The following is a 26974-nucleotide window of genomic DNA, read 5'->3' as shown; positions in this document are numbered from 1 at the left end:
CATGTTGATCACCCACCACCGCACCGCCTCCCGGTGCCACCTCGACCCCGCAGGGATCCTGACCACCCCCGCGGGTGTCTGGACCCTCGTCGGCCGCCGCCGGCCAGACGGCGACCTCGACGTCATCGTCCGCCGCACCCCCCGCGACGCCCGCGACGCGGACCGGTACTTCGGGTACCGGCTCAGCGTCGTTGACGCCACCTGGCGGCAGGTGGACATGTTCTGGTCCCGTCTGGACCAGGCCGCCGCCGACATCGGATGCGGTACCGCATTCGCTAACGTGGTGAGCCCGTACCTGCTGAGCCTCCTCAGCCTCGCGACCCCCCGTGCCGCGGAGCACAGCACCGGCCACGGTGAACCTGCTGCAGCCAGGAACACGCGTTCCTTCCGGGGCGGCTGGACCTCGACCACCCCGCACGTTCTGGCCGTCGAAGAGGTCACCGTCGAGCACCGCCGCCTCGACTCCGACCTGTACCTCCTCCCGCGCCCGACGCACGTCCTGGCCGAGGGCGACGCCTTCGGCACCCTCGTGAAGGTCTGGACCAGCAACCGCATCCCCCACGCGGACCTGACCCGCGCCGGGCACGCCCTGGCCGCCGAGCACGGCCTGACCTACCGGGGGAACCGGTGAGCACGCCGCTGACCGACGCCCTCGTGGCCGGGTGCCGCACCCGCTCCACGGCCGAACTGCTGGGCCTCTACCGCCAGGGCGCTGCCCTGGCCGCGACCGGCCCCCTCACCCTCAGCGGTGAAGTGCTGGCCGCGATCGAGACCGTCCTGATCGAACGCGACGCGCTGGCGGGTGAAGCCCGATGACGCCGCCCACCGACGCCGAGATCGAGCACTACCTGGCCGCCCTCACCGCAGGCGACGACCACCCCCACCCGTACTGGCCGGCCGCCGTGCTCACCCGCACCACCGAGACCGGAGGCACCCGATGATCCCGCTGAACGCCGCGACCGCCGAACGCGTCGTCGCGGTGGCGCACGCCACCCTGGAGGAGTTCGACAGCCGCGCCCCAGGCGACTACAGCGGCGGCGAGGCCGCGTTCCGGCTCGGGGAGCTGTCGCATGCCCTGCGCTCGGTGCTCGCGCTGCTGCCGGACCCGCCGGGCCCGGACGCGCCCACCACGGCGGCCACGCTGTCGCTGGGTCAGGAAGTCCCGGTGGGGTCGCTCGTGGGCCGTCTACCGCGTCGGCTGCTCGCCCTGGTGCCGGGCTACAACGGCAACTGGCCGATCAAGTTGTGCGACGTCCTCCAGCGCCACGAGGACTCCGTGATCGTTATCTACGCCATGCCGGGAGGGATCAGCGGCAAGACCTCCTGGCGCGCTGACCGGATGATCGTTCCGCTGAAGTGGGAGGACGCCGAATGACCGTCCTCGACATCGGCACCGCGCGCCTGCTCGGCACCTGGCCGGACGATTCTCCCGAATGGGCGGAAGCGCGACGGGAGCGGTTCGGCGGCAGCGACATCGCCGCGATGCTCGGCCTGTCGTCCTACACCTCGCCGTACTCGCTGTGGATGGAGAAGAAGGGCTACATCGCCCGGGACGAAGGCGGGGACGACGCCCTCCGCGGCAAGTTCCTGGAGCCGTCGTTGGCCGCGTACTTCGCCTACGTCCACCCGGAGCTGACCGTCGTCAACCACCCGGGCACCTACGCCGACGGGTGGAAGCTCGGCAACCCCGACGCGCTGTGCTACAGGGACGGCCGGCTCGTCGCGGGTGCCGAGTACAAGTCGGCCCGCCACCGCAGCGAGTGGGGAGAGCCGGGCAGCGACGAGATCCCGCCCGCCTACTGGGTGCAGGTCCAGTGGTACATGCACCTGTTCGGGCTGCCGGTCTGGTACGTCGCGATGATCGGATCCGGTCTGGACTTCGCCACCTACGTGGTCGAGTACAACGAGACCGCCGCGCTCAGCATGGTGGCCCAAGCCGAGGAGTTCCGCACCTCCATGGTGTGGGACATCCCGCCGCCGCTGGACCACCACCCCGCCACCTACCGGGCGGTCCGCAAGGCGCACCCCGAGATCGAGCACGGCACGAAGGTCACCGTCTCTACCAAGACCGGCGTCCGCTACGTCAAGGCCGTCCTGGCGAGTACCGCGGCGGACAAGGAGCTGACCGCCGCCAAGGCCGCGCTCGCCGCCGAGATGGGCAACGCCCACCAGGCCTACCTGGACGGCTATCTCATCGCTGACCGGCGCCCCAACAAGGGCCCGCACCCCCACGTGCAGCAGGCCCGCAACCTGAACCGCGTTCCGCTTCCCGCTACCGAAGGAGACCCCGATGGGCAGTGAACTGTCGCCGCAGCAACGTAAGGGCCTGGCCGCGCTGGACGAGACGATCGGCAGCTACGAGCGGGTCTTCCGGGAGGCTCTGCCGCCCGGCGTCCGCGTCGAGCGGTTTCTGCAGGACGCCCGCAACGCCCTGGCGCAGTCCCCGGAGCTGGGCGACTGCTACGCGCCCAGCGTCATCGGCGGCCTGGTGACGTGCGCGCAGCTCAACATCCGCCCGCACATCCCCGCGCTCGGCCACGCCTGGCTGCTGCCGATGAAGAACAAGAAGGCCGACTACCGGCTGGACGCCACGCTGATCGTCGGCTACAAGGGCTTCCTCGACATCGGCTACCGCGACCCCGACACGACCATGATGGCCGCCCACGTCGTCAAGGTCGGCGACGAGTTCGACACCTGGTTCGACGGCCAGTGGAACATCAAGTACCGGCCGGTGAGCGAGGACCGGGACAAGCGCCACACCATCAGCTACTTCGCCATGGCCAAGTTCCGGGGCGAGACGTTCATCACCGAACCGATGACCCACACCCAGATGGTCCGGCACCGCGCCAAGTACGCCATGACCCGCAGCGGCGGCCCCTGGTGGTCGAACGGCGAACACTCGCCCGAGTTCGACGAGCAGGGCAAGAAGACCATGATCCGCGCCCGTCTCATCAAGCTGGTGCCGCAGAACGTGCAGCTGGTCGCCGCGACCTACGCCGACGAAGGCACCCGCACCGACGACGACCCGAACGCCGACATCCTCCAGGTGACCGTCCACCCCGGCGACCAGGCCGAGGAGGGCGCCGACGAGCCGCAGGAGCAGCCGCGCTCGATCATCACCCTCCTGACCCGGCCGGAGCCCCCCGGCGAGCCGACAGACCAGGACCTCCTGGTGAAGCTCGGCGAGACGCTCATCGCCAACGGCGTCACCGGCCCGGCGATGCTCACCTACCTGAGCACGGCCGTGGGACGGCCCATCAGCAACCCGGGCCAGCTCACCCGGGAGGAGATCACCACGGCGCAGAAAGCCATCGACCAGCGCCTGCACCTCGATGAGCAGCAGCCTCCCCAGGAGGCAGATCCCGCTCCGGAGCCCAGCCCGGCCGCCGAGCAGCCGCCGGCGGCCGAGGCCGCGCCGACCGCGCAGCAGAGCCAACCGACCGCTGAACCCGCCACGGACGACCGGCTCCGTGAGTTGAACATCCTGTTCACCGACTGCGGCGTCACCCACCACACCGGCAAGGGCTCCAAGGCCCTCAACGACACCGAGCGGTTCGCCTGGCTGGAACGCACCATCGGCGCCCGGGTCACCAGCACCAAGGACCTGACCGCTGAGCAGACCGAGCAGGCCATCGCGATCCTGACCGACGCGAAGGTCGGACTCGCCCACCGGCGAGCCGAGCTGACCAACACCATCGGACGGCTGTTCGCAGGGCTCGGCATCACCGACGCCGACGACCAGCTCCGCGACGTGTCCGCGATCCTCGGGCGGGTCGTCGCCACCCCGGCGGACCTGACCGTGAACGAGCTCGCGGACCTGGCCGCCCTGCTGACCGAGACCCAGGGCAAGGTCACCGCCTGGAACGCCGCGGTCGACGCCGCCGAGAAGGCCAACCGAGACGCCGCCCAGACCGGCGGCACCGCCACCGCGTAACCCCTGATCCGGCCCGCCGCCCCGGCGGGCCGGACCCCCACCTCTCAAGGAGCAGCATGATCCACCCCATCTACGTCGTCAGCACCCCCCTCCGCCCGGAGGACATCCGCCAGTACGCCACCGAGCATGAGATCGTCCTGGAGATCGGCGAGTTCCGGATCGCCGTCCCGAAGCAGGACATGACCGCGCTGCAGGAAGCCGCCGCGCTCGGTGACCGGCTCACCGACCTGGCCCACGCCTTCCGCGTCGACGTCGGCCAGCAGGGCGGCCGCCTCATCGAGGAGACCAAGGCCCGGGAGAACGCCGCGGCCCGCTGCGTCTGCGGCATGCCGCACCTGACCGGCTACCGCCACCGTACGGACGGGCCGTGCTACGCCGAGGAGGCCCCGCGCACGCCCATCCTGACCAGTCAGCCGCCGGCCGAGCAGGCGGCCACCCCTGAGGGGGAGATCGACACGAGTTTCTGGGCCAAGCCCCTCGTCCCCTCCGCTCCGGCCCCGGCGCGGCCTGAGCAGGTGACGCAGCCATGACCGAGTCCGTTGACCTGCCGGGCGGCGGCACCGTCCTGCTCGCCTGGTCCTCCGCCCTGGAGACCTTCACCGTCCGCGCGACCCTCAACGGGCAGGTGCTGTGGCAGGAAGGCACCACCGCGAAGGAACTGCCGACGATCGCGGCGCTGCGCGCCGTCCTGCTCGGTCACCGGGTCTGCATCCCCGGCGACGTCGCCGACCGCCTCATCGCCATCCAGAACGAATGCGGCTCCGCATTCTGAAAACCCTCCACCCGAAACGGAGAAACCCATGGCAACCATCAGCGAAGCCAACGCCATCAACCGGCTGCTGAGGTACCTCCTCAGCGACGCGCACAGCCTATCGCCAACGGCGACGCGTTGAACGACGCGCTGTTCCTGGCCGAGCGCGCCAGGAAGGCCCTGCAGACCGGTATCGCGCCCGAAGACCTGCGCGCCTGGTGGCAGTCCCGCAGCAACACCGCCTACATCGACGGCCCCGACGGCTACCCGGCGCTGCGCTGCTCGACCTGCCACACCTACCTGTGCCTCGTGGAGGCACGCGAAGGACTCGCTGACCTCAACGCGGTCGTGGCCGCGCACACCTGCCCGAAGGAGAACGACCGTGGCTGACCCGACCCTCATCACCGCCGACGAAGCCGTCGAGGTGCTGACCGCCACCGCGTTCGAGATCACCGACGAGGAGTCCGAGCGGTACGGCGAAAAGATCATCCACTGCTTCGCCGGGATGCTCGGCGCGGACTGGCCCCTACAGACCGCCCTAGACCTGCTGGAGACCGCGCAGACCATCGCGTGGATCAACCACTGGGCCAGCCACGACCTGGCCGTCATGGACGCCGAGGGCAAGGTCCGGTTCTTCGACGTCAAGCGCCCCACCACCTCCATCAGCTCGAAGGGAGACGGCCAGTGAGCCGCCACACCATCACCACTCCGGACGGCCGTACCGTCCTGGTCGGCTGGGACCGGCCGACGTCGACGTTCTACGCGATGGGTCTGCCCATGTTCTGGTACGGCACCAGCACGGGCGAACTCGACACGGTCGAGGACCTGGCCGAGGTCCTGCGCCCGCACGGCGTCACCCTGCCGGACGACCTCGTGCGGCAGCTCGTCACCGACCGGATGAACGAGGGCCGCCTGGGGCGGCCCACCGGGATCGGGGGCCAGGCATGAAGTGGGTCGTGGGCTTCGCGGCGCTCTGCTCGCTCGCGCTGGCCGTGCTCGGCATCCACGAGCAGGTCACGATGGGCACCGGCGGGGACTCCATCGGCATTGGCGTGACGTTCCTGGTCCTGAACCTCATCGGGCTCCGGACTCTGCACAAGGGCGGCCGCCGGTGATGACTCTCCTCGTGCTTCTGGCGGTGCTGACCATCGGCCTGATGAACGCGGGCTGCTGGTGGATGTACGTGAGGGGCCAGCACGTCGACCGGACCCGGCTGTCCGCTGAGCGGTACGCCCGGCACCGCGCCGAGTCCGAGGCCGACCAGCTCAAAGAGCGAGCCATCGCGCTCGCGCTCGAGGCCGGCCGCCTCAAGACGGATCTCCTGACCGTCACCGAGGAGAAGCACGCCCTGCAGACCCGCCTGGACGACCTCGCTGCGGGGCCCGGCGCGTGACGTACGTCCTGCTCCTCTTCTTCGCTCCGTACGCCGTTGCTGCGGCCGTGGCCCTCGTGGTCGCGGCCGTGGCCGGCCTCGCTCACCTCCTTGGAGGCCGCCGGTGACCATCCCGCTGTGGCTGCTCGTCCCGCTCGGATTCCTGGCTCTGATCGGCGCGGTCATCGCGCTCATCGTGGGCCTGGTCCTCGCCGACACCTGGCTGCATGTGACCCGCGCCCGGCGCCGGGTCGCGCTCGCCGAGCTGGCCGACCCCACCTTCAACCCCGACCTCGACGGGCTCGTGATCGAGCCCCCGCACTGGAAGCGAAATGATGCCTGAACCCGTCCTCATGATCACCGCGTTCGGAGTGCCCGCCCCGCAGGGCAGCAAGAAGGCCCGCCCGATCTACAAGGGCCGCGGGCCCGCCCGGGTCTTCACTGGCCGCGTCGCCATGCAGGAGTCCTCCGACAAGGTCAAGCCGTGGCGGGACGTGGTACGGCGTGCGGCCAAGACCGCGGTCTCGGTGAAGCCCGGCTGGACGGTCCTGGATGAGCCGCTGATCGTGGAGTTCTGCTTCTCCCTGCCGAGGGGCGTGACCGTGAAGCGGGCGCACCACACGACGTACCCGGACCTGTCGAAGCTGGTCCGGTCGACCGAGGACGCCCTGACGAAGGTGGTGTGGGCCGACGACGCCCGCGTGATCGCCTACCGGAACCCGCGCAAGCTGTACGCCGGGGACGACGACCCGGACGCGCTGCCCGAGCCCGGGTGCGTGATCCGCGTCTGGCGGGTCGCGGAGGTGCAGCGGTGATCCGGCTGCTGGCGTTCGTCGTGATGACCGTGTTCGTGTGCGCCGTCTCGTGGTTCGCCTACGCCCAGTACCCGGTCACCGGGATCGTGCTGCTGGTGTTCGGGACGGCCGCGTTCATCGCGCCCGGCTACTTCGCTCTCCTCGACCCGGGCGCGCCCGCCCAGGACTCCAGCCGAGAGGGGGAGCGGTGACAGCCCGAGGCACGCTCATCGTCTGCTGGTGCTGCGGCGTTCCCGGCTCGTCGTCGGGCGCGTTCGAGCTGACCGAGGCCTGCTACAGCCGGTGGCTGCGCGCGGGCAAACCCAAGAGTGGGCCGCCGCCGCGGAACCCGGAGAAGGGCAAGCAGGCCCGCACCGAAGGTCTGCGCCGCGCCAAGGAGATGCGGCTGCAGCGGTACCTGCAGATCCGGGATGACTGCGCGACGCAGGCGGAAGCCGCGGCACAGCTCGGCGTGAGCCTGCGCACGATCTGGAGCTACGAGCAGGAGATCAAGGCCCGTGAGCGGGCCGCCCGAGTCGCGTAACGCACCGATCAGCCGGGCCGGGGGGGACCCCTTCCCCGGCCCGGCCCGTACCGACACCGAGGAGCACACGATGCCGCCCCGGCGGACGACCAGGCGCCCCTGTTCGACCTCGACCCGCCCGCCCCGACCTCCCGGAGCCACCAGCAATGACACCCCCTCCCCCCGCCAGAAAGGACCAGCGAATGCGGAACCGCACTCGTAAATCGTCCAGCGTCATCCAAGTGACCGGCCTGGCCACCCTGTCCGCGCTCGTCCTCGCGGCCTGCACCGTCGAGGAGACCGTCGTGTCCGACTGCGTCGAAACGGCCTCCCGCGCGCCGGACGGCTCCTACCGCGTGGTCGATGACCGGTACTGCGAAGGCGGATCCCACCACGGCTACAGCCACTACTACGGCGGAAGTTCGGCCGGCGGCCGGGTCCACAGCGGCACGACCGTTCGACCGGGCAACGTCACGATCACCACCCGGTCGGGGACGGTCATCTCGCGGGGCGGGTTCGGCGGCCGGGGAACCGGAGGCGCCGGATGACCGTCGCTTACGGCAAGACCGCCGCTGACCTGCGTGACTCGCGTCCCGTCATTCCCTCCAAGACGATCTACGGCCGGTACCGTAAACAGCTCATCGCCTACGGGCAGTGGCAGCCGCGACCGGGGATCGACGCTGAACCGGTCCGCGCGCACCTGCGGCTCCTACAGGAGGAAGCCCAGCTCGGTCTCGAAGCGATCGCCTCGATGACCGGAGTCGGCGTCGGGACCATGCAGAACATCCTGTACGGCAAGCCGAGCGAGGGTAAACCGGCCGCGCGAACCGTCTTGAAGTCGACGGCGGACAAGCTGCTCGGGTTCTGGCCAACCCTCGACCAGCTCCCCGGGCGGGTGCCGGTCGACGCGACCGGCACCCGCCGCCGGGTCCACGCCCTAATGCGGCAAGGCTGGTCGATGACACGGATCGCAGCCCAGATCGGCAGCAGCGGAGAGGCGCTGAGCCGGATGATCCGCCGCCGGACCGTCCTGGCGCGGCTCGCCCGCGCGGTCCGCGACGTCTACGACGATCTGTGGGACGTGCCAGCTCCGGCCCGAACGGCAGCCGACCTGAGATCGGTGAACAGGACGAAAGCTCTCGCTGCCCGCCGAGGCTATGTCACCGGCATGTCGTGGGACGACGACACGATCGACGACCCGAACGCCCGCCCGGATCCCGGGGCGCGCGTCTCCCGGGACCAGGCCTTGGCCGAGGACTCCGACTGGCTGATGACCACGCAGGGGCTGACGGTCGAGCAGGCCGCCGAACGGCTCGACGTCACCCGCGACTACCTCGACAAGGCCCGGTCCCGCCACCAGAGGCGCCTGACCCGGCAGGCCGCCGTCACGTCCCTGCAGGCCGTCTACGCGGCGCTGCGCGCTCACCGTCTCCAGAAGGCAGGCCAGCATGAACCCGCTGCTGACGTACTTCCCCGGCTGGAAGCGCGAACTGTGGCAGCCCTGGCGCGACGACGCCGCATGCGCCGGCCGCGCCCACGAGATGAACGACCCGCGGCGCGCGAAAGCGATCTGCAGGGACTGCCCGGTGTTCACCGCGTGCCGCGCCTGGGCCGACCGGTGCGCCGCCCACGGTGAAGACCGCTCCGGTGAGGTCCTCGCTGGTGAAACCCCGTCCGAACGCGGCGCTCGCCGCCGGACAACTCCCTCTCCACCCGAAGGAAACGCAGCATGAGCAACGGCAAAGACGCCGTGCGGGACCTCGTTGAGCACGCCAAGCAGGCAGGGCTCACCGTGAAGCAGACCCGCAACGGCAAGTACCAGATCACCAACCCGAACCGGCCCGAGACACGGCCGGTGTTCCTGCCGCCGCGCGCTCACTCCGGCCCGGACCTGGACAACTACCGGCGGGAGATCGAGCGGCTGATCGACCAGCCTCCGCCGATGGTCACCGCGGTCACCGAAACCGACCCCGAACAGCTTGAGGCCGCCGGGCGGAACTGGCCCATCACGCTCGTCATGGCGCTCGCCGAACGGTACGGCGTCACCTGGAAGGTCTCCGGCGGGGTCCTGTTCGTGACCGCGCCGCTCGGCGCGGAGTCCGTCGCGCAGGTCCTGCGTGACCGCGAAGCCGAAGTCGTTGCCCAGATCCGCTTGGAAGGTGAACAGCCCATGTCTCGTGCACAGCCGCGGGAAGCCGCCGACGACGGCGGGCCCACCGCGGCGAAGACCATGTCCGCCTCGGCCCCCGCGAAGACCGCGACGCCCGCCGTGCGCGTCGAGACCGAACCCGAAACGGCCTCGGCGTCCGTCACCGACATCGCGGAGCTGCTGGCGACCCTGCAGACGGTGCTGCAGAAGATCCAGCAGGCCGAGGCCGAACGGGATGCCGCGCTCCAGCGCGCCAGCAAGGCCGACGTGAAGGCCGACGCGCTGGAGCGGGAGCTGGCCGACGCCAAGAAGGGGCGGGAGGAGTCCGAGCAGCTGCTCGTGGAGGCCGACCGGGAGCTCGCCCGGCTGACCGGTGAACGGGACCACTACAAGGGGCAGCTCGACGCGCTCGGTGGGGCGTTCGCCGCGTTGAAGGGCTACACCCGCTGACCAGCCGTCCGGCCAGGCACGGGCCCGGCCGGACGGACCTCACCCGGCCCTCGCTGCGGGGGCCGGGTGCCGAAGGAAACCGACCTCGAGAGAAGGGAACACCCGTGAGCAGGACGAACAACGGCAAGGAGCGTGCCCGGTGAGCGGCGGCTCCTACAACTACCTCGGTGACCGGGCGCACGCCCGGGACCTCGTGGTGATCCCGGTTGAGCTGGAGGAGATGGCCCGCCGGCTGGCGGACATTCCCGGCGCGGAGGCCGCCCGCTCGGCCACGACGGCGGTCATCAAGCAGCTCAAGGGCGCCGCGAACATCGCTGAGTCCCTGGCCGGGGTGTGGCGGGCCGTCGAGTGGAACGACTCCGGCGACGGCCACGCCGGGCAGGTCCCTGACGCGCTCGCGGCCTACGCCGCCGCGCACCCGGCCCGCGCGCACGGCGAGGTCCGTCCCGGGCAGGTGTGGGCCGACCGGTACCCCGGCAACCGGGGCCGCACGATCCACATCGACCAGACCGACGAGCGCTACGCCTACGCCACGGTGGTGACCAACGCCGACTTCACCCAGGAGCACCTCGACGCGGACCGGACCTCCTGCCGGGACATGCGCGGCACGACCACCCGGATCTTGCTGAGCGGCGTGAAGCGCGGCTACCGGCTCGTCGCCGCCCCCGACCAGCAGGGGAGCGGAGCATGAAGAGGCCGGCGCGTGGCCGCCGGGCGGGACAGCTCGTCGCAGCGGAAGCGTGGACCGGGGTGGTCCATGCGGCGCCGCTCGTCGTCCGGCCGGTCGGCAAGCCCCGGCTGGGGGTGTGGCGGGCGGTGTGCCCCGTCGAGTCGACGCTGACCGAGGTCGACGCCGAGGTGACGTGCCGCCGCTGCCTGACGTGGCTGACCAAGCGGGGCCTGGCGGTCGGGGATGTGACCGGTGGGTGAGCGGTTCACGCTGCTGCTGGCCGGGCCCCGAGACGGGGTCCGGCCCGGCCCGGTCTGGGACGACCTCGACCGGGTCCACGCCGCCCACCCGAGCATGCTCCTCGTGGAGGGCGGCTGCTCGGGTGTCGACACGTTCGGCCGGGAGTGGGTCACGGACCGGCGGGCCCGCGGCTGGGACATCGAGGGGGAGACCTACCGCGCGCCGTGGCGGATCCCCGAGCTGAGCAAGGCCGCCGGGCCCGCCCGGTACGGGTTCATGATCGGGATGATCATCGGGCGGGGAGGTCCGTGCGGTGCGCTCGTCTACCTGCGGCCGGGCTCGACCGGGTCCGCGGGCACCGCGGCGTTCGCCAAGCACGTCGGGATGAGCGTGTGGCGGCGGCCCGCTCCCACGCTGGAAGAACAAGGAGGAGTTCGTGGTGGCCAGTGACAACGAGACGACGGAGGCCGCGCCGAGCTGCGTCGTCGGGGACGTGCTCGATGGCGGCCGGGTGGAGCGGTGCAGCCGGGACGCGGTGGTGGTGCTGCTGCTCGGGTGCGTGCATGAGCACCTGGGCGAGACGCCGCTGTGCCAGTTCCATGTGCGGGAGGTCGCGGACGGCTGGGTGTGGTGTCCCGAGTGCGACACCGCGCCCGGGCGGCGGCACCGGTGCCGTCTGGAGGTCCTGGCTGATGTTGCGCACCCCGGCGTGAAGGAGGGAGGGAACGTGCGTGTTCTCCGGGGGTGAGGGAGCCGCCCGGCCGGCGGATCGGCGCGGGGCGGAGGTGACGGGGCGGTGGTGGGCCGCCTACGGTGGCGGCGTGCTGCTTCCCTCGGCGGCAGCGATCGGCTGTCTGGTGATGCGTGAAGGAGAAGCGGCGTGGTGTGGTTCAGGGTGGATGACGGGATGCACGGCCACCCGAAGGTGGTGATGCTGAGCCTGGACGCGCTCGGGTTGTGGACGCGCGCCGGGTCGTGGGCGTCGTTCTACCTGACGGACGGGTTCGTTCCGGAGGAGATCGTCCGGGAGTTCGCGAAGCGGAAGTGGAAGTGCCTGTCCGACGAGTTGGTGACGCGGAAGTTGTGGTTACGCGTCGACAACGGATTCGTTTTCCACGACTTCGGTGATTACAACCCGCTCGCTAAGGACGTGCTTGCGGAACGGGAAGCTGCACAGAAACGGATGCGTGAGTTGCGGGCGCGGCGCAGGAGCAGGGAGCTGCCACCTGCGGAGATGCCCGATGAGAGTGCCGAGACGGGAAATAATGTTCGCCCGAACATCTCGGGAACGTTCGCGGAACGTTCGGGCGATGTTCGTAACCCCGTCCCGTCCCGTCCCGACCCGACCCAATCAAAGTCCTCATCTCACTCGACTACCTCGCCGTACCGGGCAGGCCGAGGACGGACGGACGACCGGGACCACCAAGGAGACGACGACCTGGCCGGTCTCGTCACGCGGCTGCTCACGCCGCACACCCGCACGCCCATCACGGCCGACCACGCCGACCGCGTCGTCCGCGACATCCTCACCCGGGGCCGCAACGTGAAATACCGGGCCCGGTACATCGAGCGTGCCCTCGAAGCCGACCCCACCCGGTACCTGCCGACCCCCGGACCCGGCGCCGCACCCGGCCGCGACCGCTGCCCCCGCCACCCCTACCAGGCCGCGAGCGCCTGCACCTCCTGCGCAGGCGACCGCAAAGCCCGACCCGACGCGTAACCCCGCCCCGGTTGGTGAATGCGCCACCGCGTTCACCAGCCGCACCCCCCGGCAAGGAGGACCGGTGTACTTCAGCAAGGCCACCCTCACCCGATGCGGCCGCCCCCGCTGCGGAGCGGCCATCCGCTGGACCATCACCGAAGCAGGCAAGAAACAAGCCGTCGACGCCGAACCCATCACCAACAACCACCCCCACGCGAGCAAAGCCACCCGCGCCGTCCACTGCGACGTCCACGGACACCTGCGCTCCCGCACCATCACCACCGCCCGGCCCCTCGTCGCCGGCGAAGCCCGCATGATGGCCCACGCCATCACCTGCACCGGCACCCGAACCACCCCGCCGCCCCGCCGGCCCGCACCCGCCCGGCCCCGCACCCCCAGCCCGTACGACGTCCTCGGCATCCCCCGCAGCGCGAACCCCACCGAGATCCGCCGCGCCTACCGGCGCCTGGCCCGCGAGCTCCACCCCGACCTCAACCCCGACCCGGGCGCCGCCGAGAAGTTCAAAGCCGTCACCCGCGCCTACGCCACCCTCACCGGCGGACGCTGACCCCGAAGGAGAACCACGCCATGGCCACCGACCCCGACGACCCGTTCAACACGTTCTGGAACGCCCGCGTCCACGAGCTGTACGAACGGCTCCGCGGCCTCACCGTCGACCACACCGCCTGGACCGTCGCCCGCGAATACGTCGCCGACCTCATCGCCGAAGGCGTCCGCCCCCCGGTCAAAGACCTCCCCGACGTCATCAAGAACACCCGCGCCAAGAACGCCCGCACCGGCCTGGCCGCCGAACCCGAACCCGTCTGCGTGTGGGTGACCTACCGGACGGGCGACGAAGAGCGCTGCGCCACCCACGGCAACGCGACCCGCGACGCCCACCCCTGACCGGCTCCCTCGTCGCTGACGCGCTACGCACGTAACGCGCACTGCGCGCACTACGTGCAACCTGCGCACGTCTAGAGCGCTCCCAGATCAACGCTGAGACGCGAACGGGGGGTCGCTGGTACATGGATGACCCCCCCACTCCCCAGAGCTTCACAGAGCGCTACAGAGCTTCAATCAACAGTGAAAATGGTTATCAGCGCTAACCCACAACCGGGGTGCCCTGAGAAAATTGCTTACACATGCATGTAACCCTGTGGCCGGCACCCCCCTTAATTGCTTGCACATGCAATGAACTTCGGGCACTCGACCCCCGCCCGCCCCCCGTACGCGCGTACGCGCGTACGCGCACCCGTGCCCGCGTACGTGCGGGAATCCGACCAACAGAGATCATATTCCGTCTTGCATGTAAGACGGATCGGTGTATGGTTGACCCATGACAGTTTCACGGATCGGACGGGGGGTGGGTTTGTTGCTTGCGTCGCTTGCAGCGCTCACCCTCACGGCCGCACACAGCCCCCGCGCGGGCGCGGACATCGTCCCCGCGCCCGACCCATCGCCGGACGTCACAGCCACGGCACAGCCGTCCCCGGACCCCGTCGTCACGGTGACCGTGACGGCCACGGTCACGGAGACCGCTCCCGCCGTGCGGGTCACGGTCACGGAGACCAGCACCATGCCCGCGCCGCCTGCCGCCCCTGCCGCCCCGGCGGCTCAGGTCCCGCAGGCACCCGCCGCGCCGCAGGCCACGACCCCGCCGCCCCCGGCTCCCACGGTCACGGTCACGGCCACGGTCACGGCCACGCCTACGGCCGTACCGGCGGCTCCCGCCCCGGTCTCGACCCCGACCGCCCCGGCGGCTCTGCCCGTGGCGAACGGGACGGCCCGCACGGACCCCCGGTTAACGAATGCGGACCCGCATTCGGAACAGACCCCGGTGACGTTCCCCACGGCAACCGCCACCCCCACCGCAACGCAGGCAACGGGAGACCCCGCCGGATCGGCAGTCGCACTCAAGACCGCCCCCGTGGGCGACTCCGAGGGAATGCCGGTCACGCTCCGGCTGATCCTCGCGGCGGCAATCGTCGCGGTGATCGTCGCCGCCGGACTGTTCGCCGTCCTGCTGGACCGGGCCGTCAAGGCCCGTAGGTCCCGCCGGAAGGGACCGGAGGCACCCGCCCCCGCTCCCAGCAGCACCCCGGAAACCTTGAAGTTCTGACCCCCTCGCCCCCCGCCACCCGGCGGGGGGCACCCAACCCAACGCAACACGGAAGGCACGTCATGACCACCAGCACCACCCCCGCCACCACCCCCGCCGACGCCCCGGCCGTCGCCGCCCCCCTCACCAACTTCGCCCCGGCGGAGCTGGTCACGATGATTGCTGAGGCGGTCGCGGGCAAGCTGGCCCGCTCCACCCGGTACATGGCCCTCAGCTTCGCCCTGCTGGCGACCTACGCCGTGGAGGGCAAGCTCCAGGAGGACACCGTCCCTCTGGACAACCTGCTTCCGGCGACCGACGCCGACCCGGCGGAGGACGTTTACACCGACGCCAAGGGCGGCCGGTGGATCTTCCGCAGCGACCGGGGCCGGGTCCTGCTGGGCGGGATCGCCAAGGACCACATGCTTGCCGCCAGCATGAAGCCCGGCAAGATGCGGGAGGTCGGCGAGAAGGTCGCGGCGGAGGCCGCCAAGCAGGAGGCCGAGCGCATCAAGCAGGAGGCCGCAAAGGCCATGGCCGACCTTGAGGCCGCCCGCGCCGAGCTGGCCGCTCTCAAGGCCGCTCAGGCGGACAAGCCCGCCCCCGCCGCCCCCAAGGCGACCGGCCGCGCCGCTGCGAAGTAGCACCCCCCGCGCCCCCGCCACCCGGCGGGGGCGCTCCCCCTCCACCCGAAACGGAGAGATGATGTTCCGCTCGCACCGGCACAGCGCCGAGACCGCCGCCCACAACGCGCGGCACGTCGCCCGCCTCGTGTCCGACATCCTCGCGGACTACGGTTACAACCTGCCCGCCACGGTGCGGACCGGCGTCACCCGCGCCGCTCTGCGCTTCGACCGTGTCCAGTTCCACACGGTCGCCGCCCTGGCCGAAGGGCACCCCGACCCCGTTGCCCGCCAGTTCCTGGCCATCGCGCTGGGCACCCTCATGGACGCCGCCAGCGCTCTACGCCACCCGGACCCCGGACACCGCGCCATCGCTGGCTACGCCCTCCGGATGGACCAGCTCCGAGACATGGTGACCGCCTACCAGGCCGGAAAGCCGGTCCTGCCGTTCGACCGGGTCCGCCCCTACGTCATCCGATAGCCCACCCCGCCCGCTACCGAATGCGGCACCGCATCCGGTAGCGGGCACCCGCCCCACCCGAGAGAGGAACCAAGAAGATGACCAGCAAGGACCGCAAGCCCGCCCGCCCCGCCGACGAGATCAGCAGCGCCGTCATCTCTACCGCGTTCACCGACATCATGGCCGCTGTGGGCATCGCGCACGGCATCATCGTGGGCATGATCGAGGACGGCACGGTGGCACTCTCGCTGAACGTGGACGGCCACGCCCGCGCCACGACGATCGTGGACAGCATGCCGGACGACATGCGGAAGATCACGGCCCGCGCCGCCATCGCACAGGTTGACCTCCTGCTGAGGCTCACCGGACGCGGGTACGCCGACATGACCAGCGTTGGAGCCATCGCAACCACGCTGAAGGCGCTCAACGCAGCCATGACCGTTGCGAACGCGCAGCGCGTCACGGTCAACTAGCCCGCGCCGACAGCGCCCCGCTTGCCACGGCAGGCGGGGCGTTTTCGCGTGTCGGCACGGGGGGTACCCCCCCCGTCGGCCGTGCCGGCCGCGCCGGAGTCGGCGGTGGGTTTCGGGTTTTGCCTCATCATGTGGTTATGGGCTGGGTGGATCTTGGGGTGGCGGCGGGGCGTGCTGGGGTGTCGGTGCGGACGGTGGAGCGGTGGGTTCGGGAGGGGCGTCTTGTGGTGGTGGGGCGGGGTGTTGGGCGGCGGGTGGAGTTGGCGGTGGTGCTCAGGGTGGAGCGGGAGCGGCGCGCTGCTCGGGGGCGGCCGGGGCCGCGGTTGGGTGCTGGGGTGGTGGCGGGGTGAAATTCGTTGGGGGAGTGTGTTGCGGACCTTGACGAGCGTGCGTGATCCTTTTGGAGGGTGCCGTTCGTGTGCCTGGGGGGCTCCGCCGGTTGGGCGTTGAGCGTGGGTGTTTCGTGAGTGGGTCTCATGTTGACGGGTGAACGTCGTTCTACCCACTAGTAACTTGTGGGAAGGACCATTCCCGGTAGTTGACCTTACGAGGGTTCACCGTTGACCCTTGCGCACGCTGTCAGGTCCGCAGGGTGGGGACACTCTGACCCGGTCCCGTTCCCGTGCGCTCCCCGAGGTCCTGAGCGCTCCCGTACGGTCCCGTGATCATCCGCGCGACCCTCGCACCCCGTACGGTCCCGCACCCCGCACAGACCCCCTCAAACCCCCCACCCCCGCACGGGACCCCCGCTGTGACCAGCGCGGATACCCGCCCGGATCCAAGGCGGGCACCGCGCTTCACGGCCTGGCCACGCGACGCTGTGAACGGACCCGCGCGGCCACCCTCGCCCATCGGCATCATCCCTGCGGATCTGAGCCGTTCATCCCCTCAACGTCGGCAGACCGGGGCCCGCCGAGCCCTCCACCCCTGGCGATCCGCAGCGCAAGCAGATCAAAGCATTCGCTTTCGCGTTGACACGAAAGCATTTAGCGCCGCGCCAATGCGAATACCAAACCACGCTTTCCGCGCGACACCTGCCCCTGAGCAGGGACAACTCCCCGCCGGGAAACTCCTCACCCGGCACCCTCAACGTCGGCAGGCCCGGGACGACCCCGCAAGGCCCCGGGACCTGCCGAACACCACCCGCCCCCATCCGGGCGCGGGCCGTACCCCTCCGAAGGAAGGACCCCTCGTGTCCACCGCCGTCATCACCTCCGCCCCGGTGTTCTCCCGCTGCGCCCTGGCGTCCGCGATGTTCACCGCGGACGTCACCACCGAGCAGCTCGCCGAGCGCATCCACCGCTCGACCGGCACCGTGAACGCCTACCTCGACGGGCACACCGTCCTCTCGGTCAACGTCGCGTCCCGCATCGCGGCCGCCCTCGGGACCACCCTCGACGCGCTCCTGACCGAGCCCCGCCCGTAATCGCCCCATCCCTTCTCCCTCACAAGGAACCACCATGACGACCATCCCGTCCCTCCCCGTCTTCGCCCAGGCCCGCGTCTTCTCCGGGGCCCGCCTGCACGAGCTGCGCACCGCCGCCGGGGTCCCCCGGGAACTCCTCGCGCTGGTGTCCGGCCTCGGAGTCCCGGCGATCCGCTCCTACGAGGTCGGCCGCTCCGTCCCGAACCTCAACACCGCCGCGGCCGTCGCCCAGGTCCTCGGCTGCTCCCTCGACGACCTGCTCGTCGCGGCCACCAACGAGCCCTCGGCGCAGGACGAGGCCAGGACCGAGGCGTAAATGCGCTGGCACACCCACGACAACCTCGCCGACCCCGACGTGCCGGCCGCGCCGCGGGGCCGGCTGGTTGACCTCTCGTGGTGGCTGGGCGTCCCGCGTCTGCTGCTGGTCTGCCGCGTGCTCGGGCATCGCCCGGTCGTCGACGGTGTCGACACGCCCCGCTGGTCGGCCCGCTGGGTGGCCTGCTCCCGCAGCGGGAGCCGGCCCTCCCCGCAGGGCGACCTCGACCCCACCGTCTGGGAGATCGGCCGCCCGTACGACGGGCCGTTCGTCGTCGTGGACCCCCTCCCCAAGGACCGGCACGTCCAGCTCGCCGAGCTGGGCGAGCCAGCACCCACGGCGCACCAGCGACCACGCTGCCTACGCTGAGGACTTCTGGCTGTGGCGGGCACTGCGCCGCGATGCGCGGCTGACCCGCACGGAACAGCAGGCATACGCGGACGTGCTCGCCGAGCACCTGAACGAGGAGCGGAGGACCTGAACCGCTACTCGTCCTTGGACCCTTCGCGGCCCTTGACTGTTACACCCAAGCGCTTCCGTGCCCACTCCACGCCCAGGTGGAACGCGGCGAGAGCAGGAAGCGAGAAGAGCGCAGATCCCGGTCCCTGCCGCACCACCACGTCAAGCAGCCCCAAGACCGTGATGATGCCGATCAATCCCCACGTCCGGGCCTGTGACTTCAGCACCCAACACGTCGCCTGATACAGCCGGTCGGCCGGGCACCACCAGCCTGGGGCCTGTAGTTCACCACGCAGTTGCCACACTCGACGGAGCTGTTGCACCGCGTACAGCACCTGCATTGAACGAGTTGCTTTCGCTGCGGCTAGATCCCAGAGCTCGGCATGCAGTTCTTCAATGTATCGGGTTTGGTGCTTCCGAGGAAGTATGCGAATTACAAATCCGATCAATCCTTCGGCTAGGGGCGTGATAACTACATCAATGGACGCCTCGCTCTCGTCCGCTGCAGCTTCTTGATATCCCTCTTCATGCTTTATGGCTGGAATTGCGGGCTTGGCGAGGTTGTGGGTGTAGACGATTTGATGGAGAAGATAGCGGGCGCGAGCGCGTGCGAAGTTTCTCCGGACGTTGAGATTGCTGTCAGATGTTGGATTGAGGCGGAAGAGCCTCTGAAGAGAAACGTCGACTTCGTGAATGTTTTTGAAAGCAAGGTCGATGTCATGGTCAATATCAGCCACGAGGCCACGAGCGAGACTGCGAACATGACCGATTCCTCGGCATAGGTCGGGGGTGATCTCGCGGTTTAGCTCGATTGCCAGGCGATGGGCAAGCTGGACGGCCTCAAGGAAATTAAGATCATGAACATAATCAGGATCGTAGGGAAGACTATGAGCAATGTCGTCATTCATGCGCCGCTACCACTAAGCCCGTGACGCAATCCAGTCAGCAGTCCGTTTACCTTGGTGCGAGCTTGAGCCATGGCGATCCGTGCGCTCTGAGCACCATCGGATGTAAGGCGATAGTAACGACGGCGAGGGCGTCCTTGTTCGTGAGGGTCGTTTTCTTCCCAACGGGATTCGAGCCACCCCAGCCCCTCGAAGCGGGCGAGGATCGGATGGATGGTGCCGCTGGCTAGTCCCGCCGTCTGGCAGATCTCCAGGCCGTACATCTCCCGGGTGGGGTCTTCGAGGAACGCCCGTAAGACGAGCTGCGTGGGCAGCGTCATCCGGGGCGCAGGTTGCTTAGCCATGATCTAACTCTACCAAGCCCCTAGGTAGAGAAAGACTTGATTCGAGAACTTCAGGAGACGCCGTGCCCAACCGCTACGTCGAGCACATCCGCCTGCCGGACATCCCGCGAGCCGTCCGCAACGCCAAGGCCCACGACCTGGCTGGGATCCGCCTCTCCATCGAGGAGTTCGGCTGCGTCATCGCGGGCGAGCTGGACGAACGCACCGGCCGGCTCGTCGTCGGCCACGGCCGCCTCCAGGTGCTGGAGGAGATGGCCGCCGAGGGCGCGGATCCGCCGGAGGGCGTCACGTCCGCCGACGACGGCACGTGGATGGCGCCGATCGTGCGGGGCTGGGCGTCGCGTTCGGACGCGGACGCGGAGGCGTACCTGATCGCGAACAACCGCACCTCCGAGCGGGGCGGCTGGGAAGACGACGTGCTCGCGGAGATGCTGGCCAGCATCGCGGAAAGCGACGCGCGGCTGCTGGACTCCACCGGCTACAGCGCGGCGGACCTCGAGGACCTGGAGGCGGCGCTGGCGGCAGACCTTCCGCCGAGCTTCACCGACGACGACGGCGGCATGGAGCGGGAAGAGGAGCTGCCCGAGCCCGGGGACGCGCCCACCGAGGAACGCGCGACGGTGTGGGGCATCGTCGTCACCTGCGACACCGAGGAGCAGCAGGCCGGGCTGCTGGAGCGGCTGACCGACGAGGGCTGGAACGTGCGGGCCCTGATGTGAGATCGGGTGCTCGCGGCGGCCGGTACGGTGGTGGACCGTGACCAGCGCCCCCGCTCCTTCCGTTGTACGGCTGCCCGCCCGGGACCGCTGGTACGTCGTCCCTGCCGTGCTGCCGATCGAGGTGACGGAGGAGACGGCGAAGCTCACCGTTGCGGAGTTCTTCGGCTTGAAGCAGGAAGAGCTGGTAGAGAGCATCTATCGAGCGTGGTGATGCCTTTGTCACCGCACGGTGTTGTACTGCTCATCTATCCGGATCGTTCTATCTACAGCGATAGTCGATCTCTGGGACGGGTGGGCGGCAATGGAGCTGGTAGTTCAGGCGCTCGGTGCTGTAGGTGTGATTGCATCATTCCTATTTCTTGCCAGACAAACTCGTGAGCTTGCCACTCAAACCAAAATAAGCAATGAGGCAAGCCTGGCCGAACTGGCCGTGAGCGGAATCGAGCGGCTTCACCAGGTAGAACAGCTGATCGTTGAGCGGCCATGGCTGCACGCCTACTTCTACGAGAACAAGGCGTGTCCCAGATCGCGGCGCAGACGGGGCGAAGTTCTCACCATCGCTCGCATGCTCGCCGACACTTTGGACTACGGATTGATGACGGCGCAGAAGCTGCGAGGTAGAGACGCCTGGTATAGCTGGAGCTCCTTCTCAACTCACATGGAAAATAGCCCCGTACTTAGGCAACTAGTTCGAGAGAATCCGAGCTGGTGGCCGAGTCTGTCGCATCATTGGGCGCTTGCGAAGAAGAGATAAGGATTACGCTGTCCGCCGCGCCAGCTCGGCGTCCGCGGCACCCTCCAGCAACGCGGCGGCCGCGCTGAGGCCGCGCACCTGCTCGGCGTCCATGCGGGCCAGGACCTCCTCCAGGCGGGCGAGGTTGCCCTGGTAGGCCCAGCCCATCGCGTTCTGCGCAGCGAGGGTCCGGCTCACCGAAGCGAACGACTTGGTCAAGCGGGTGAACGCCGCGGCGATGTCCTCGCTCGGGTCGGGCGTGCTGCTGCTGGTCATCAGGCTCCTCATAGGGGAAAGGACAGGCGAACGCGTGCGCGCTGAGATCACATTGTCGTCGCCGGTGCAGCGATCCGCGAGGGTCCTGCAGTTGCAAGGCATGTTCGATGTGCCGATCGAGGAGAAGCTCACCAGCTCGTGGGCGATCGACGTGCCGGTGGAGGACAAGCCGTGGAGCGTCGGCCTGGTGGTCGGCCCGTCCGGCGCCGGAAAGTCGACGCTGGCGCGGCATCTGTGGCCGGGCCGGGTCGCCGGGGAGCAGGCGTGGACGGATCGGGCGCTGGTGGACGACTTCCCGCGCGGCATGTCCATCAAGGACATCGTGGCGCTGCTCGGCGCGGTCGGCCTGTCCAGCCCGCCGGCGTGGCTGCGGCCGTACGCGACCCTGAGCAACGGGGAGGCGTTCCGCGCGTCGATGGCGCGGGCGCTGGCCGAGGCCGAGGGCCTGGTCGTCGTGGACGAGTTCACGTCCGTGGTGGACCGGCAGGTCGCCTCGCACGCGGTGGCGAAGACGGTCCGGCGGCGCGGGCGGCAGTTCGTCGCGGTGACCTGTCACTACGACGTGCTGGACTGGCTGCAGCCGGATTGGGTGCTGGACGTGGCGGCCTCCGAGTTCCGCTGGAGGCAGGTTCAACCCCGGCCCCAGCTCCAGCTTGAGGTCCGGCCGGTGGACCGCGCTGTCTGGCCCCTGTTTGCACGTCATCACTATCTGACGGGCAGCCTGCACCGGGCCGCGAAATGCTTCGGCGGGTTCATCAATGGAGAACTGGTGGCGTTCACGTCGTACCGGCATTTTCCGCATCCGAAAACGAAGACCATTAAAATGGCGCATCGCACGGTGGTGCTGCCCGATTATCAAGGGCTTTCCATCGGTGGGAAGCTCACTGAATGGGTCGGGCAGCACCTTTATGGGCAGGGGTACCGGCTCCGTGCGGTGATGAGCCATCCGGCGCTCATCGCTTACCGGTCGCGGTCGCCGAGGTGGCGGATGGTCGGGCAAGATAAAACGCTCGGCACGACGAGTTCGTGGAAGCACATGCACGCCGACACGTTGAATCCCCGCCGTCTCGGGACGGTGTCATTTGAATACGTGCCTCGGCGCCCGGATCGGTGACGCGAGCAGATCGAAGATCGTTTTCGTTTCCGGGTCGGTGTCGGTGAAGGCCCGCCTCCAGTCGGGCGGCGGCGCGAGAAGCCCCTGGTTGCCGCGTACTTCGAGGAGTCGCGTGGCCGGCGTCGGTTCGGTCAGCACCCAGTTGCGGGTGTGCGGGTTCGCCCAGGGTGAGGGGTGGCCGCGCACGACGTCGACCAGCTCGACGCTGCCGAGGATGACGCCGAACTCCAGGTCGTACGGCGCGGGGATGCCGAGTTCGGCGAGTTTGTCGTAGCCGCGCTGGTCGGTTGATTTCCCGGCGTGGATGAGAAGGGTCCCGGTGTATCTCGGGTCCCAGCTCCGGTTTTCGATGTCCTTTCGTCCGTGGGGCTTTTCGGGGTCGCCGTGGATTATCGCCCACGCCCAGGGTTGTTTAACGGTGATCATTTTCGCTTGCTGCATAAGTGCAGGGTAGCGCATGTCAATGATCTTGGGGAACGCTAGTTGATCTTGAATGGGGATCCCTCATGGGTGTCGGTGCAGCGAAACTCATCCCCGTATCCGAACGTCGCGCAAAGGCCATTCAAATGCGTCTGGCCGGAATCAACTACGAAACCATCGCCAAACAACTCGGCTACTCCAGCCGCAGCGCGGTCTGCCAGGACATCAAGCGGGCCCTGGCCAAGGCGATGAAGGAGGAGCAGGAGTCCGCCGAGGAACTGCTGAAGCTGGAGGTCGACCGCCTCGACCGGCTCATGGCCTCGGTCTGGCCCGCTGCGCTCGACGGTGACGTCAAGGCCGTCGAAGCCGCCGAGCGCATCATCAAGCGCCGCTGCGGCCTGCTCGGCCTGGACCTCATCAACCGCAACGGCTCCGGCGACGGCGACCTCGTCTCCCTGCTCGGCACCCTGTTCTCCGAGCTGCAGTCCCGCCACCCGGGCGCCCTCACCCAGGGCACGCCCGCGGTCGAGGTCGACGCGATCGAGGTCGAGGAGACGCGCACGTGAGCCTGGGCGTCGTACGACTCTCGCCCGCCCAAGAGCGCAGCATCGCCGAGTCCACGGCCCGCATCAACATCTGGACCGGCTCGGTCCGCTCCGGCAAGACCATCGCGTCCCTGCTGCGGTGGCTGATGTACGTGGTGACCGCTCCCCGGGGCGGGCACCTGGTCATCGTCGGCAAGACCGGCGACACCATCAGCCGCAACGTCTTCGAGCCGCTCATGGATCCGAGCCTGACCGGGCCGGTGGCCAGGCGCATCTTCCACACGCGCGGCAACCCGACGGCGAACATCCTCGGCCGCCGCGTGGAGATCATCTCCGCGAACGACGTGCGCGCCGAGTCCCGCCTGCGGGGCCTCACCTGCGCGGGTGCGTACGTGGACGAGGCGACGCTGATCCCGGAGACGTTCTTCGACCAGCTCCTGGCCCGCTGCTCGGTGTCCGGCGCGAAGATTTTCTGCACGACCAACCCCGACGCTCCCAACCACTGGCTGCGCAAGCGGTTCCTGCTGCGGCACCGCGAGCTCGACCTGCGGTTCTGGCACTTCGTCTTGGACGACAACCCCGCGTTGGACCCGGTCTACGTCGCCAACCTCAAGGCCGAGTATTCCGGGCTCTGGTACCGCCGGTACGTCCTCGGCGAGTGGTGCATGGCCGAGGGCGCGGTCTTCGACATGTGGGACCCGGACCGCCACGTGGTCGACTCGCTGCCGTTGATGGAACGCTGGCTCGGCGTCGGCGTCGACTACGGCACGGTCAACCCGTTCGCCGCGCTGCTGGCCGGCGTGTCCGTCCCCGACCACGAGGGGCAGCGCCGCCTGTATCTGGCGTCGGAGTTCCGGTGGGACTCCCGCGCGGAGCGGCGTCAGCTCACCGATGCCGAATACTCCAAGCGGCTGGTCGACTGGCTCGACAACATCCCGGACGCTTACGGGGTCGGAACCCGCGGGGTCCGGCCCGAGTACGTGATCGTCGACCCCAGCGCGGCGAGCTTCGTCACGCAGCTCTCCCACGACGGGGTCCTGCCACAGCTCGGCGACAACTCCGTGCTGGACGGCATCCGCACCATGAGCAACCTCATGGCGGCCGACCAGCTCCGGGTCCACCGCTCCTGCGCGGGCTGGCTCGGCGAGGTCGGGTCCTACTCGTGGGACGACCGCAAGGCCGAGAAGGGCGACGACGCGCCCACGAAGGTCGATGACCACAGCCTGGACGCGAGCCGCTACATCCTCCACACCACGCTGCCGGCCTGGCAGCCGCTGCTGGAGCCCGTTCCGTCGTACTGACCTCCCGACCCGTCCCGGCCTAGCGCCGGGGCGGTGCTGCTCCGCGCGCCCTTCCCCGTGCGCGCGTTGAGCGCCGATCCGGTCGTGGCCCGCCGCTGTTGAGGGGCGGCGGCGGGCCACGACCTCTTCGCCTGCCCGCTGGCTCGTCTCCCCCGGAGGAATGAAAATGGATTTCGTTTTCAACATTGCGAAGGGGCGCGCCGCCGAACTGTACTGGCGCGTCAAGAACTCCGACCCGGCCAACTCCGCGCTGCTCGTGGTCGCTCTCGCTGTCGCCAACCTGGAAGCCGACACCGTCCTGCAGGACAAGGACACCCTCGCCGACATCCTGTCCGGCGCGACCGACGAAGCCACCAACAGCGGCTACGCCCGTAATGTCCTGACCGCCGCCGACCTGGCCGCGCTCACCCCGGACGACACCAACGACCGCATGGACCTCGACATCCCCGACCAGACGTGGACAGCCGTGCAGGCGGGCAGCAACTGGGGCAAGCTCGTCATCGCCTACCGGCCTGCGTCCGCCTCCCCGGACTCGGCGATCATCCCCATGACCGCGCACGACTTCACGATCACGCCGGACGGCTCCAACATCGTCGCACAGATCGACGCCGCCGGGTTCTACCGCGCAGCCTAGCTGAAACGCTACGAACAATGCAGCATGGGCTATCACCTCCGAGTACTCGGAGGTGATAGCCCATGCTGCGGCCGGACTCCCTTATGAAGGGAATCTAATCATCGGGTCCCTGCTCGGAGACTCGCAGACGATGAAAAGGCTTTCTTTTCATGAGAAAGGAATGTTCAGGTCCGGCGTTTCGAAAACACTTTCAATCCTTATGTCCTGCTTGCGGGTCGATGCGCGCGGACCAGGGCGAAGCTCCTGGAAAGCCTTAACAAGGAACGTTCCAGACCCTCCGACAGCGGCGCCTACAGCAGCCCCGAAAAGACCAGGAGCGGCAGAAGTTCCGACGGCAGCACCGAGGGCAGCACCTATAATGGCTCCTACACTTTCAGCACCAGGTCGGGCGACCAGCCGTATAGCGCCGATCATTGTCGACCGTTGAGGGCCTTTCGCTACTTTGCGTAGCGCTTTCGCATACTCATGGATGGATTTTTTCAGCATCGCCTCGCGATCGGACGAAGGATCCTTTGCCCAAGCCGATCGCATGTCGAAGTACTGCTGAGCCGGATCGCTCTCGCGGATAGCGATAAGCTCTCCACTGTCCGCTCTCTCCAGGGTGGCAAAAGATGGCAGGTTAACTCTAGTTTGAAAAGTTATAGCATTTTCCTCCATCGCCACACTTGATGATCGGGGAAGCAGGGGGATTGCATGATGGGCTAGCGCTCCTGGAATGTTGTGGCCGCAACCAAACTTACTAGCCTGGCTCTGCTGATAGCAGAGATTCACCGCATCAACGAACAGTTCGATGTCTCCATGCAAGGGAAAAGGGCGAATCCCATCAGTACTTTTGACCGCCCTCAGTAGATCTCGAGGCTTACCTAGTTTTTCGCCAGCCGACAGAATCCCCAGCTTTCTGCCTACTGCGTCAAATATCTCGGCTCGCCTGATGCCATCACCACCGAGGATGCTGGTTGTACGGCGCGCTTCCTCCAAGCACTCCGTACGGAACGGTTCGATCCTCTGCCATATGGCAGCGAGATTTTGATCTTCTACCAGTAACTCTTCCTGTTCGATGAACACATGATGAGCTAGTTCGGCAAACGCGCTACCCATATTCTCCGGCCAAATAATCGGGCCGTCTCCCAGTGATGCGTCGAACGCGCTGTCCAAACGCTCAGCTAGGCTCTGCGGGCTGAATTTATACTGATTCTGCTCGATCCCGAGTATTCCTTGTCCACCTATCTCATTCAAGCTCTGAGAAAAAGTCTCCGTAGAGCTCGAACGAAATGCCGGTGTAATCAATCCAGATTTCAATGCACGTAGAAATATGGGATACTCGGAACCTTCGAGATGCTCAATCAGGTAACGACAGTTAAAGAAAAATACGTCTGTTATAACCAGTGGAGCGGGCTCGAACAGGAGATGGAAGATCAAGCTGTCCCGGAAAGACTTGCTATTTACCGAATGTTCAATTCCGCCATCGGTAGGGGAAAAATACCAGCCTCTTTTGTTGGCATCGCGTCGGGCGTGCGGCGACATCTCCATACGTGTCATG

At 68.5% G+C, this 26974-nt stretch carries 46 protein-coding genes and 1 pseudogene; 41 read left to right on the top strand and 6 right to left on the bottom strand.

Annotated elements, in window-relative coordinates:
• Position 1: 1 nt before the first annotated feature.
• The 27 genes and pseudogenes from IEZ07_RS28335 to IEZ07_RS28205 all read left to right on the top strand — a co-directional run bounded on the left by IEZ07_RS28335 (position 2) and on the right by IEZ07_RS28205 (position 13491).
• Positions 2-631: a hypothetical protein gene (locus IEZ07_RS28335; RefSeq protein ID WP_191897567.1), complete on the top strand. Its 630-nt coding sequence runs from the start codon at positions 2-4 to the stop codon at positions 629-631.
• Positions 628-816 (top strand): hypothetical protein, encoded by a 189-nt coding sequence (locus tag IEZ07_RS28330; protein ID WP_191897566.1) that lies wholly within the window; start codon positions 628-630, stop codon positions 814-816. The genes IEZ07_RS28335 and IEZ07_RS28330 overlap by 4 nt, the downstream gene beginning before the upstream one ends.
• The gene (locus IEZ07_RS36005) at positions 813-941 is read left to right on the top strand and encodes a hypothetical protein (RefSeq protein WP_275413870.1); all 129 of its coding nucleotides are present in this window, start codon (positions 813-815) and stop codon (positions 939-941) included. Before IEZ07_RS28330 ends, IEZ07_RS36005 begins: the two co-directional genes overlap by 4 nt.
• Complete coding sequence (locus IEZ07_RS28325) at positions 938-1375, top strand: hypothetical protein (RefSeq protein WP_191897565.1); 438 nt, start codon at positions 938-940, stop codon at positions 1373-1375. The genes IEZ07_RS36005 and IEZ07_RS28325 overlap by 4 nt, the downstream gene beginning before the upstream one ends.
• A complete protein-coding gene (locus IEZ07_RS28320; protein WP_191897564.1) occupies positions 1372-2301 on the top strand; it encodes a YqaJ viral recombinase family protein in 930 nt (309 codons plus the stop codon). Before IEZ07_RS28325 ends, IEZ07_RS28320 begins: the two co-directional genes overlap by 4 nt.
• Entirely contained in the window at positions 2291-3934 is a 1644-nt protein-coding gene (locus IEZ07_RS28315) for a recombinase RecT (RefSeq protein WP_191897563.1), read from the top strand. The genes IEZ07_RS28320 and IEZ07_RS28315 overlap by 11 nt, the downstream gene beginning before the upstream one ends.
• Positions 3935-3990: 56 nt before the next feature.
• Positions 3991-4464, top strand: a complete 474-nt coding sequence (locus IEZ07_RS28310; RefSeq protein WP_191897562.1) for a hypothetical protein — start codon at positions 3991-3993, stop codon at positions 4462-4464.
• Positions 4461-4706 (top strand): hypothetical protein, encoded by a 246-nt coding sequence (locus IEZ07_RS28305; protein ID WP_191897561.1) that lies wholly within the window; start codon positions 4461-4463, stop codon positions 4704-4706. Before IEZ07_RS28310 ends, IEZ07_RS28305 begins: the two co-directional genes overlap by 4 nt.
• 117 nt (positions 4707-4823) lie before the next feature.
• Positions 4824-5075, top strand: a complete 252-nt coding sequence (locus IEZ07_RS28300; RefSeq protein WP_191897560.1) for a hypothetical protein — start codon at positions 4824-4826, stop codon at positions 5073-5075.
• Positions 5068-5373, top strand: coding sequence for a hypothetical protein (locus IEZ07_RS28295; RefSeq protein WP_191897559.1), 306 nt, complete (start codon positions 5068-5070; stop codon positions 5371-5373). The genes IEZ07_RS28300 and IEZ07_RS28295 overlap by 8 nt, the downstream gene beginning before the upstream one ends.
• Positions 5370-5633, top strand: coding sequence for a hypothetical protein (locus tag IEZ07_RS28290; protein ID WP_191897558.1), 264 nt, complete (start codon positions 5370-5372; stop codon positions 5631-5633). The genes IEZ07_RS28295 and IEZ07_RS28290 overlap by 4 nt, the downstream gene beginning before the upstream one ends.
• Entirely contained in the window at positions 5630-5800 is a 171-nt protein-coding gene (locus IEZ07_RS28285; RefSeq protein WP_191897557.1) for a hypothetical protein, read from the top strand. Before IEZ07_RS28290 ends, IEZ07_RS28285 begins: the two co-directional genes overlap by 4 nt.
• Positions 5800-6078, top strand: a complete 279-nt coding sequence (locus IEZ07_RS28280) for a hypothetical protein (protein WP_191897556.1) — start codon at positions 5800-5802, stop codon at positions 6076-6078. The genes IEZ07_RS28285 and IEZ07_RS28280 overlap by 1 nt, the downstream gene beginning before the upstream one ends.
• Before the next feature lie 103 nt (positions 6079-6181).
• Positions 6182-6400 carry a hypothetical protein gene (locus IEZ07_RS28275; RefSeq protein ID WP_191897555.1) on the top strand — a complete coding sequence of 73 codons (219 nt, stop codon included), beginning with the start codon at positions 6182-6184 and terminating at the stop codon, positions 6398-6400.
• Positions 6390-6872 (top strand): RusA family crossover junction endodeoxyribonuclease, encoded by a 483-nt coding sequence (locus IEZ07_RS28270; RefSeq protein ID WP_191897554.1) that lies wholly within the window; start codon positions 6390-6392, stop codon positions 6870-6872. Before IEZ07_RS28275 ends, IEZ07_RS28270 begins: the two co-directional genes overlap by 11 nt.
• Positions 6869-7063 (top strand): hypothetical protein, encoded by a 195-nt coding sequence (locus IEZ07_RS28265; protein WP_191897553.1) that lies wholly within the window; start codon positions 6869-6871, stop codon positions 7061-7063. Before IEZ07_RS28270 ends, IEZ07_RS28265 begins: the two co-directional genes overlap by 4 nt.
• On the top strand, positions 7060-7395 hold the full coding sequence (locus tag IEZ07_RS28260; protein ID WP_191897552.1) for a helix-turn-helix domain-containing protein: 336 nt from the start codon (positions 7060-7062) through the stop codon (positions 7393-7395). The genes IEZ07_RS28265 and IEZ07_RS28260 overlap by 4 nt, the downstream gene beginning before the upstream one ends.
• A 182-nt stretch (positions 7396-7577) precedes the next feature.
• Complete coding sequence (locus tag IEZ07_RS28255) at positions 7578-7922, top strand: hypothetical protein (RefSeq protein WP_191897551.1); 345 nt, start codon at positions 7578-7580, stop codon at positions 7920-7922.
• Positions 7919-9010: a hypothetical protein gene (locus tag IEZ07_RS28250; protein ID WP_191897550.1), complete on the top strand. Its 1092-nt coding sequence runs from the start codon at positions 7919-7921 to the stop codon at positions 9008-9010. Before IEZ07_RS28255 ends, IEZ07_RS28250 begins: the two co-directional genes overlap by 4 nt.
• A 93-nt stretch (positions 9011-9103) precedes the next feature.
• Positions 9104-9973, top strand: coding sequence for a hypothetical protein (locus tag IEZ07_RS28240; protein WP_191897548.1), 870 nt, complete (start codon positions 9104-9106; stop codon positions 9971-9973).
• A 139-nt stretch (positions 9974-10112) separates the two neighbouring features.
• Positions 10113-10664: a hypothetical protein gene (locus tag IEZ07_RS28235; protein WP_191897547.1), complete on the top strand. Its 552-nt coding sequence runs from the start codon at positions 10113-10115 to the stop codon at positions 10662-10664.
• A complete protein-coding gene (locus IEZ07_RS28230; RefSeq protein ID WP_191897546.1) occupies positions 10661-10903 on the top strand; it encodes a hypothetical protein in 243 nt (80 codons plus the stop codon). The genes IEZ07_RS28235 and IEZ07_RS28230 overlap by 4 nt, the downstream gene beginning before the upstream one ends.
• On the top strand, positions 10896-11333 hold the full coding sequence (locus IEZ07_RS28225; protein ID WP_191897545.1) for an SLOG family protein: 438 nt from the start codon (positions 10896-10898) through the stop codon (positions 11331-11333). The genes IEZ07_RS28230 and IEZ07_RS28225 overlap by 8 nt, the downstream gene beginning before the upstream one ends.
• Positions 11320-11631, top strand: coding sequence for a hypothetical protein (locus IEZ07_RS28220; protein WP_191897544.1), 312 nt, complete (start codon positions 11320-11322; stop codon positions 11629-11631). The genes IEZ07_RS28225 and IEZ07_RS28220 overlap by 14 nt, the downstream gene beginning before the upstream one ends.
• 132 nt (positions 11632-11763) lie before the next feature.
• Positions 11764-12603 carry a hypothetical protein gene (locus IEZ07_RS28215; protein ID WP_191897543.1) on the top strand — a complete coding sequence of 280 codons (840 nt, stop codon included), beginning with the start codon at positions 11764-11766 and terminating at the stop codon, positions 12601-12603.
• A gap of 385 nt (positions 12604-12988) precedes the next feature.
• A pseudogene (locus IEZ07_RS36000) lies at positions 12989-13141 on the top strand (DnaJ domain-containing protein); the annotation flags it as partial.
• A gap of 32 nt (positions 13142-13173) precedes the next feature.
• Entirely contained in the window at positions 13174-13491 is a 318-nt protein-coding gene (locus IEZ07_RS28205; RefSeq protein WP_191897542.1) for a hypothetical protein, read from the top strand.
• 711 nt (positions 13492-14202) lie between these two features.
• Here the strand turns inward: IEZ07_RS28205 and IEZ07_RS28200 are convergent.
• Positions 14203-14379, bottom strand: coding sequence for a hypothetical protein (locus IEZ07_RS28200; protein ID WP_191897541.1), 177 nt, complete (start codon positions 14377-14379; stop codon positions 14203-14205).
• A 46-nt stretch (positions 14380-14425) separates the two neighbouring features.
• Between IEZ07_RS28200 and IEZ07_RS28195 the strand changes: the two genes are divergently transcribed.
• From IEZ07_RS28195 to IEZ07_RS28165, 7 genes are all read left to right on the top strand, one after another.
• Complete coding sequence (locus IEZ07_RS28195) at positions 14426-14707, top strand: hypothetical protein (protein WP_191897540.1); 282 nt, start codon at positions 14426-14428, stop codon at positions 14705-14707.
• A gap of 62 nt (positions 14708-14769) precedes the next feature.
• Positions 14770-15330 (top strand): hypothetical protein, encoded by a 561-nt coding sequence (locus IEZ07_RS28190; RefSeq protein WP_191897539.1) that lies wholly within the window; start codon positions 14770-14772, stop codon positions 15328-15330.
• A gap of 61 nt (positions 15331-15391) precedes the next feature.
• A complete protein-coding gene (locus IEZ07_RS28185) occupies positions 15392-15790 on the top strand; it encodes a hypothetical protein (protein WP_191897538.1) in 399 nt (132 codons plus the stop codon).
• A 77-nt stretch (positions 15791-15867) separates the two neighbouring features.
• On the top strand, positions 15868-16242 hold the full coding sequence (locus tag IEZ07_RS28180) for a hypothetical protein (RefSeq protein WP_191897537.1): 375 nt from the start codon (positions 15868-15870) through the stop codon (positions 16240-16242).
• A gap of 1192 nt (positions 16243-17434) precedes the next feature.
• Positions 17435-17668, top strand: a complete 234-nt coding sequence (locus IEZ07_RS28175) for a helix-turn-helix transcriptional regulator (protein WP_191897536.1) — start codon at positions 17435-17437, stop codon at positions 17666-17668.
• 34 nt (positions 17669-17702) lie between these two features.
• Entirely contained in the window at positions 17703-17984 is a 282-nt protein-coding gene (locus tag IEZ07_RS28170) for a helix-turn-helix domain-containing protein (RefSeq protein WP_191897535.1), read from the top strand.
• Positions 17985-18353, top strand: coding sequence for a hypothetical protein (locus tag IEZ07_RS28165; protein ID WP_191897534.1), 369 nt, complete (start codon positions 17985-17987; stop codon positions 18351-18353).
• Positions 18354-18469: 116 nt separating this feature from the next.
• Here IEZ07_RS28165 and IEZ07_RS28160 read toward each other — a convergent pair whose 3' ends face one another.
• The gene (locus IEZ07_RS28160) at positions 18470-19351 is read right to left on the bottom strand and encodes a hypothetical protein (protein ID WP_191897533.1); all 882 of its coding nucleotides are present in this window, start codon (positions 19349-19351) and stop codon (positions 18470-18472) included.
• On the bottom strand, positions 19348-19692 hold the full coding sequence (locus IEZ07_RS28155) for a PadR family transcriptional regulator (protein WP_239320863.1): 345 nt from the start codon (positions 19690-19692) through the stop codon (positions 19348-19350). The genes IEZ07_RS28160 and IEZ07_RS28155 overlap by 4 nt, the downstream gene beginning before the upstream one ends.
• Before the next feature lie 62 nt (positions 19693-19754).
• Here IEZ07_RS28155 and IEZ07_RS28150 point away from each other — a divergent pair, with 62 nt between their 5' ends.
• The 3 genes from IEZ07_RS28150 to IEZ07_RS28140 all read left to right on the top strand — a co-directional run bounded on the left by IEZ07_RS28150 (position 19755) and on the right by IEZ07_RS28140 (position 21165).
• Positions 19755-20411, top strand: a complete 657-nt coding sequence (locus tag IEZ07_RS28150) for a ParB N-terminal domain-containing protein (protein WP_191897532.1) — start codon at positions 19755-19757, stop codon at positions 20409-20411.
• 37 nt (positions 20412-20448) lie between these two features.
• Positions 20449-20622, top strand: a complete 174-nt coding sequence (locus tag IEZ07_RS28145; protein WP_191897531.1) for a hypothetical protein — start codon at positions 20449-20451, stop codon at positions 20620-20622.
• 90 nt (positions 20623-20712) lie between these two features.
• Positions 20713-21165: a hypothetical protein gene (locus tag IEZ07_RS28140; protein WP_191897530.1), complete on the top strand. Its 453-nt coding sequence runs from the start codon at positions 20713-20715 to the stop codon at positions 21163-21165.
• 3 nt (positions 21166-21168) lie between these two features.
• On the opposite strand, the gene IEZ07_RS28135 is transcribed toward IEZ07_RS28140, so the two are convergent.
• Complete coding sequence (locus IEZ07_RS28135; RefSeq protein ID WP_191897529.1) at positions 21169-21420, bottom strand: hypothetical protein; 252 nt, start codon at positions 21418-21420, stop codon at positions 21169-21171.
• Here IEZ07_RS28135 and IEZ07_RS28130 point away from each other — a divergent pair.
• Positions 21404-22534, top strand: a complete 1131-nt coding sequence (locus IEZ07_RS28130) for a GNAT family N-acetyltransferase (RefSeq protein WP_191897528.1) — start codon at positions 21404-21406, stop codon at positions 22532-22534. The genes IEZ07_RS28135 and IEZ07_RS28130 overlap by 17 nt on opposite strands.
• Here the strand turns inward: IEZ07_RS28130 and IEZ07_RS28125 are convergent.
• A complete protein-coding gene (locus IEZ07_RS28125; protein ID WP_191897527.1) occupies positions 22499-22975 on the bottom strand; it encodes an ASCH domain-containing protein in 477 nt (158 codons plus the stop codon). The two genes, IEZ07_RS28130 and IEZ07_RS28125, sit on opposite strands and share 36 nt — an antisense overlap.
• Before the next feature lie 125 nt (positions 22976-23100).
• On the opposite strand from IEZ07_RS28125, the gene IEZ07_RS28120 reads away from it, so the two are divergent.
• The 3 genes from IEZ07_RS28120 to IEZ07_RS28110 all read left to right on the top strand — a co-directional run bounded on the left by IEZ07_RS28120 (position 23101) and on the right by IEZ07_RS28110 (position 25434).
• Positions 23101-23520 (top strand): hypothetical protein, encoded by a 420-nt coding sequence (locus IEZ07_RS28120; protein ID WP_191897526.1) that lies wholly within the window; start codon positions 23101-23103, stop codon positions 23518-23520.
• Entirely contained in the window at positions 23517-24800 is a 1284-nt protein-coding gene (locus IEZ07_RS28115; protein WP_191897525.1) for a PBSX family phage terminase large subunit, read from the top strand. Before IEZ07_RS28120 ends, IEZ07_RS28115 begins: the two co-directional genes overlap by 4 nt.
• A gap of 166 nt (positions 24801-24966) precedes the next feature.
• The gene (locus IEZ07_RS28110) at positions 24967-25434 is read left to right on the top strand and encodes a hypothetical protein (RefSeq protein ID WP_191897524.1); all 468 of its coding nucleotides are present in this window, start codon (positions 24967-24969) and stop codon (positions 25432-25434) included.
• Positions 25435-25581: 147 nt separating this feature from the next.
• Here IEZ07_RS28110 and IEZ07_RS28105 read toward each other — a convergent pair whose 3' ends face one another.
• Entirely contained in the window at positions 25582-26964 is a 1383-nt protein-coding gene (locus IEZ07_RS28105) for a hypothetical protein (protein ID WP_191897523.1), read from the bottom strand.
• Positions 26965-26974 lie beyond the last annotated feature (10 nt).

Source organism: Planomonospora parontospora (assembly GCA_014647935.1).
GTDB classification, from domain to species: Bacteria; Actinomycetota; Actinomycetes; order Streptosporangiales; family Streptosporangiaceae; genus Planomonospora; species Planomonospora parontospora.
Note: the sequence above shows the minus strand (reverse complement) of the source record. Positions and strands in the feature narration are given on the sequence as shown.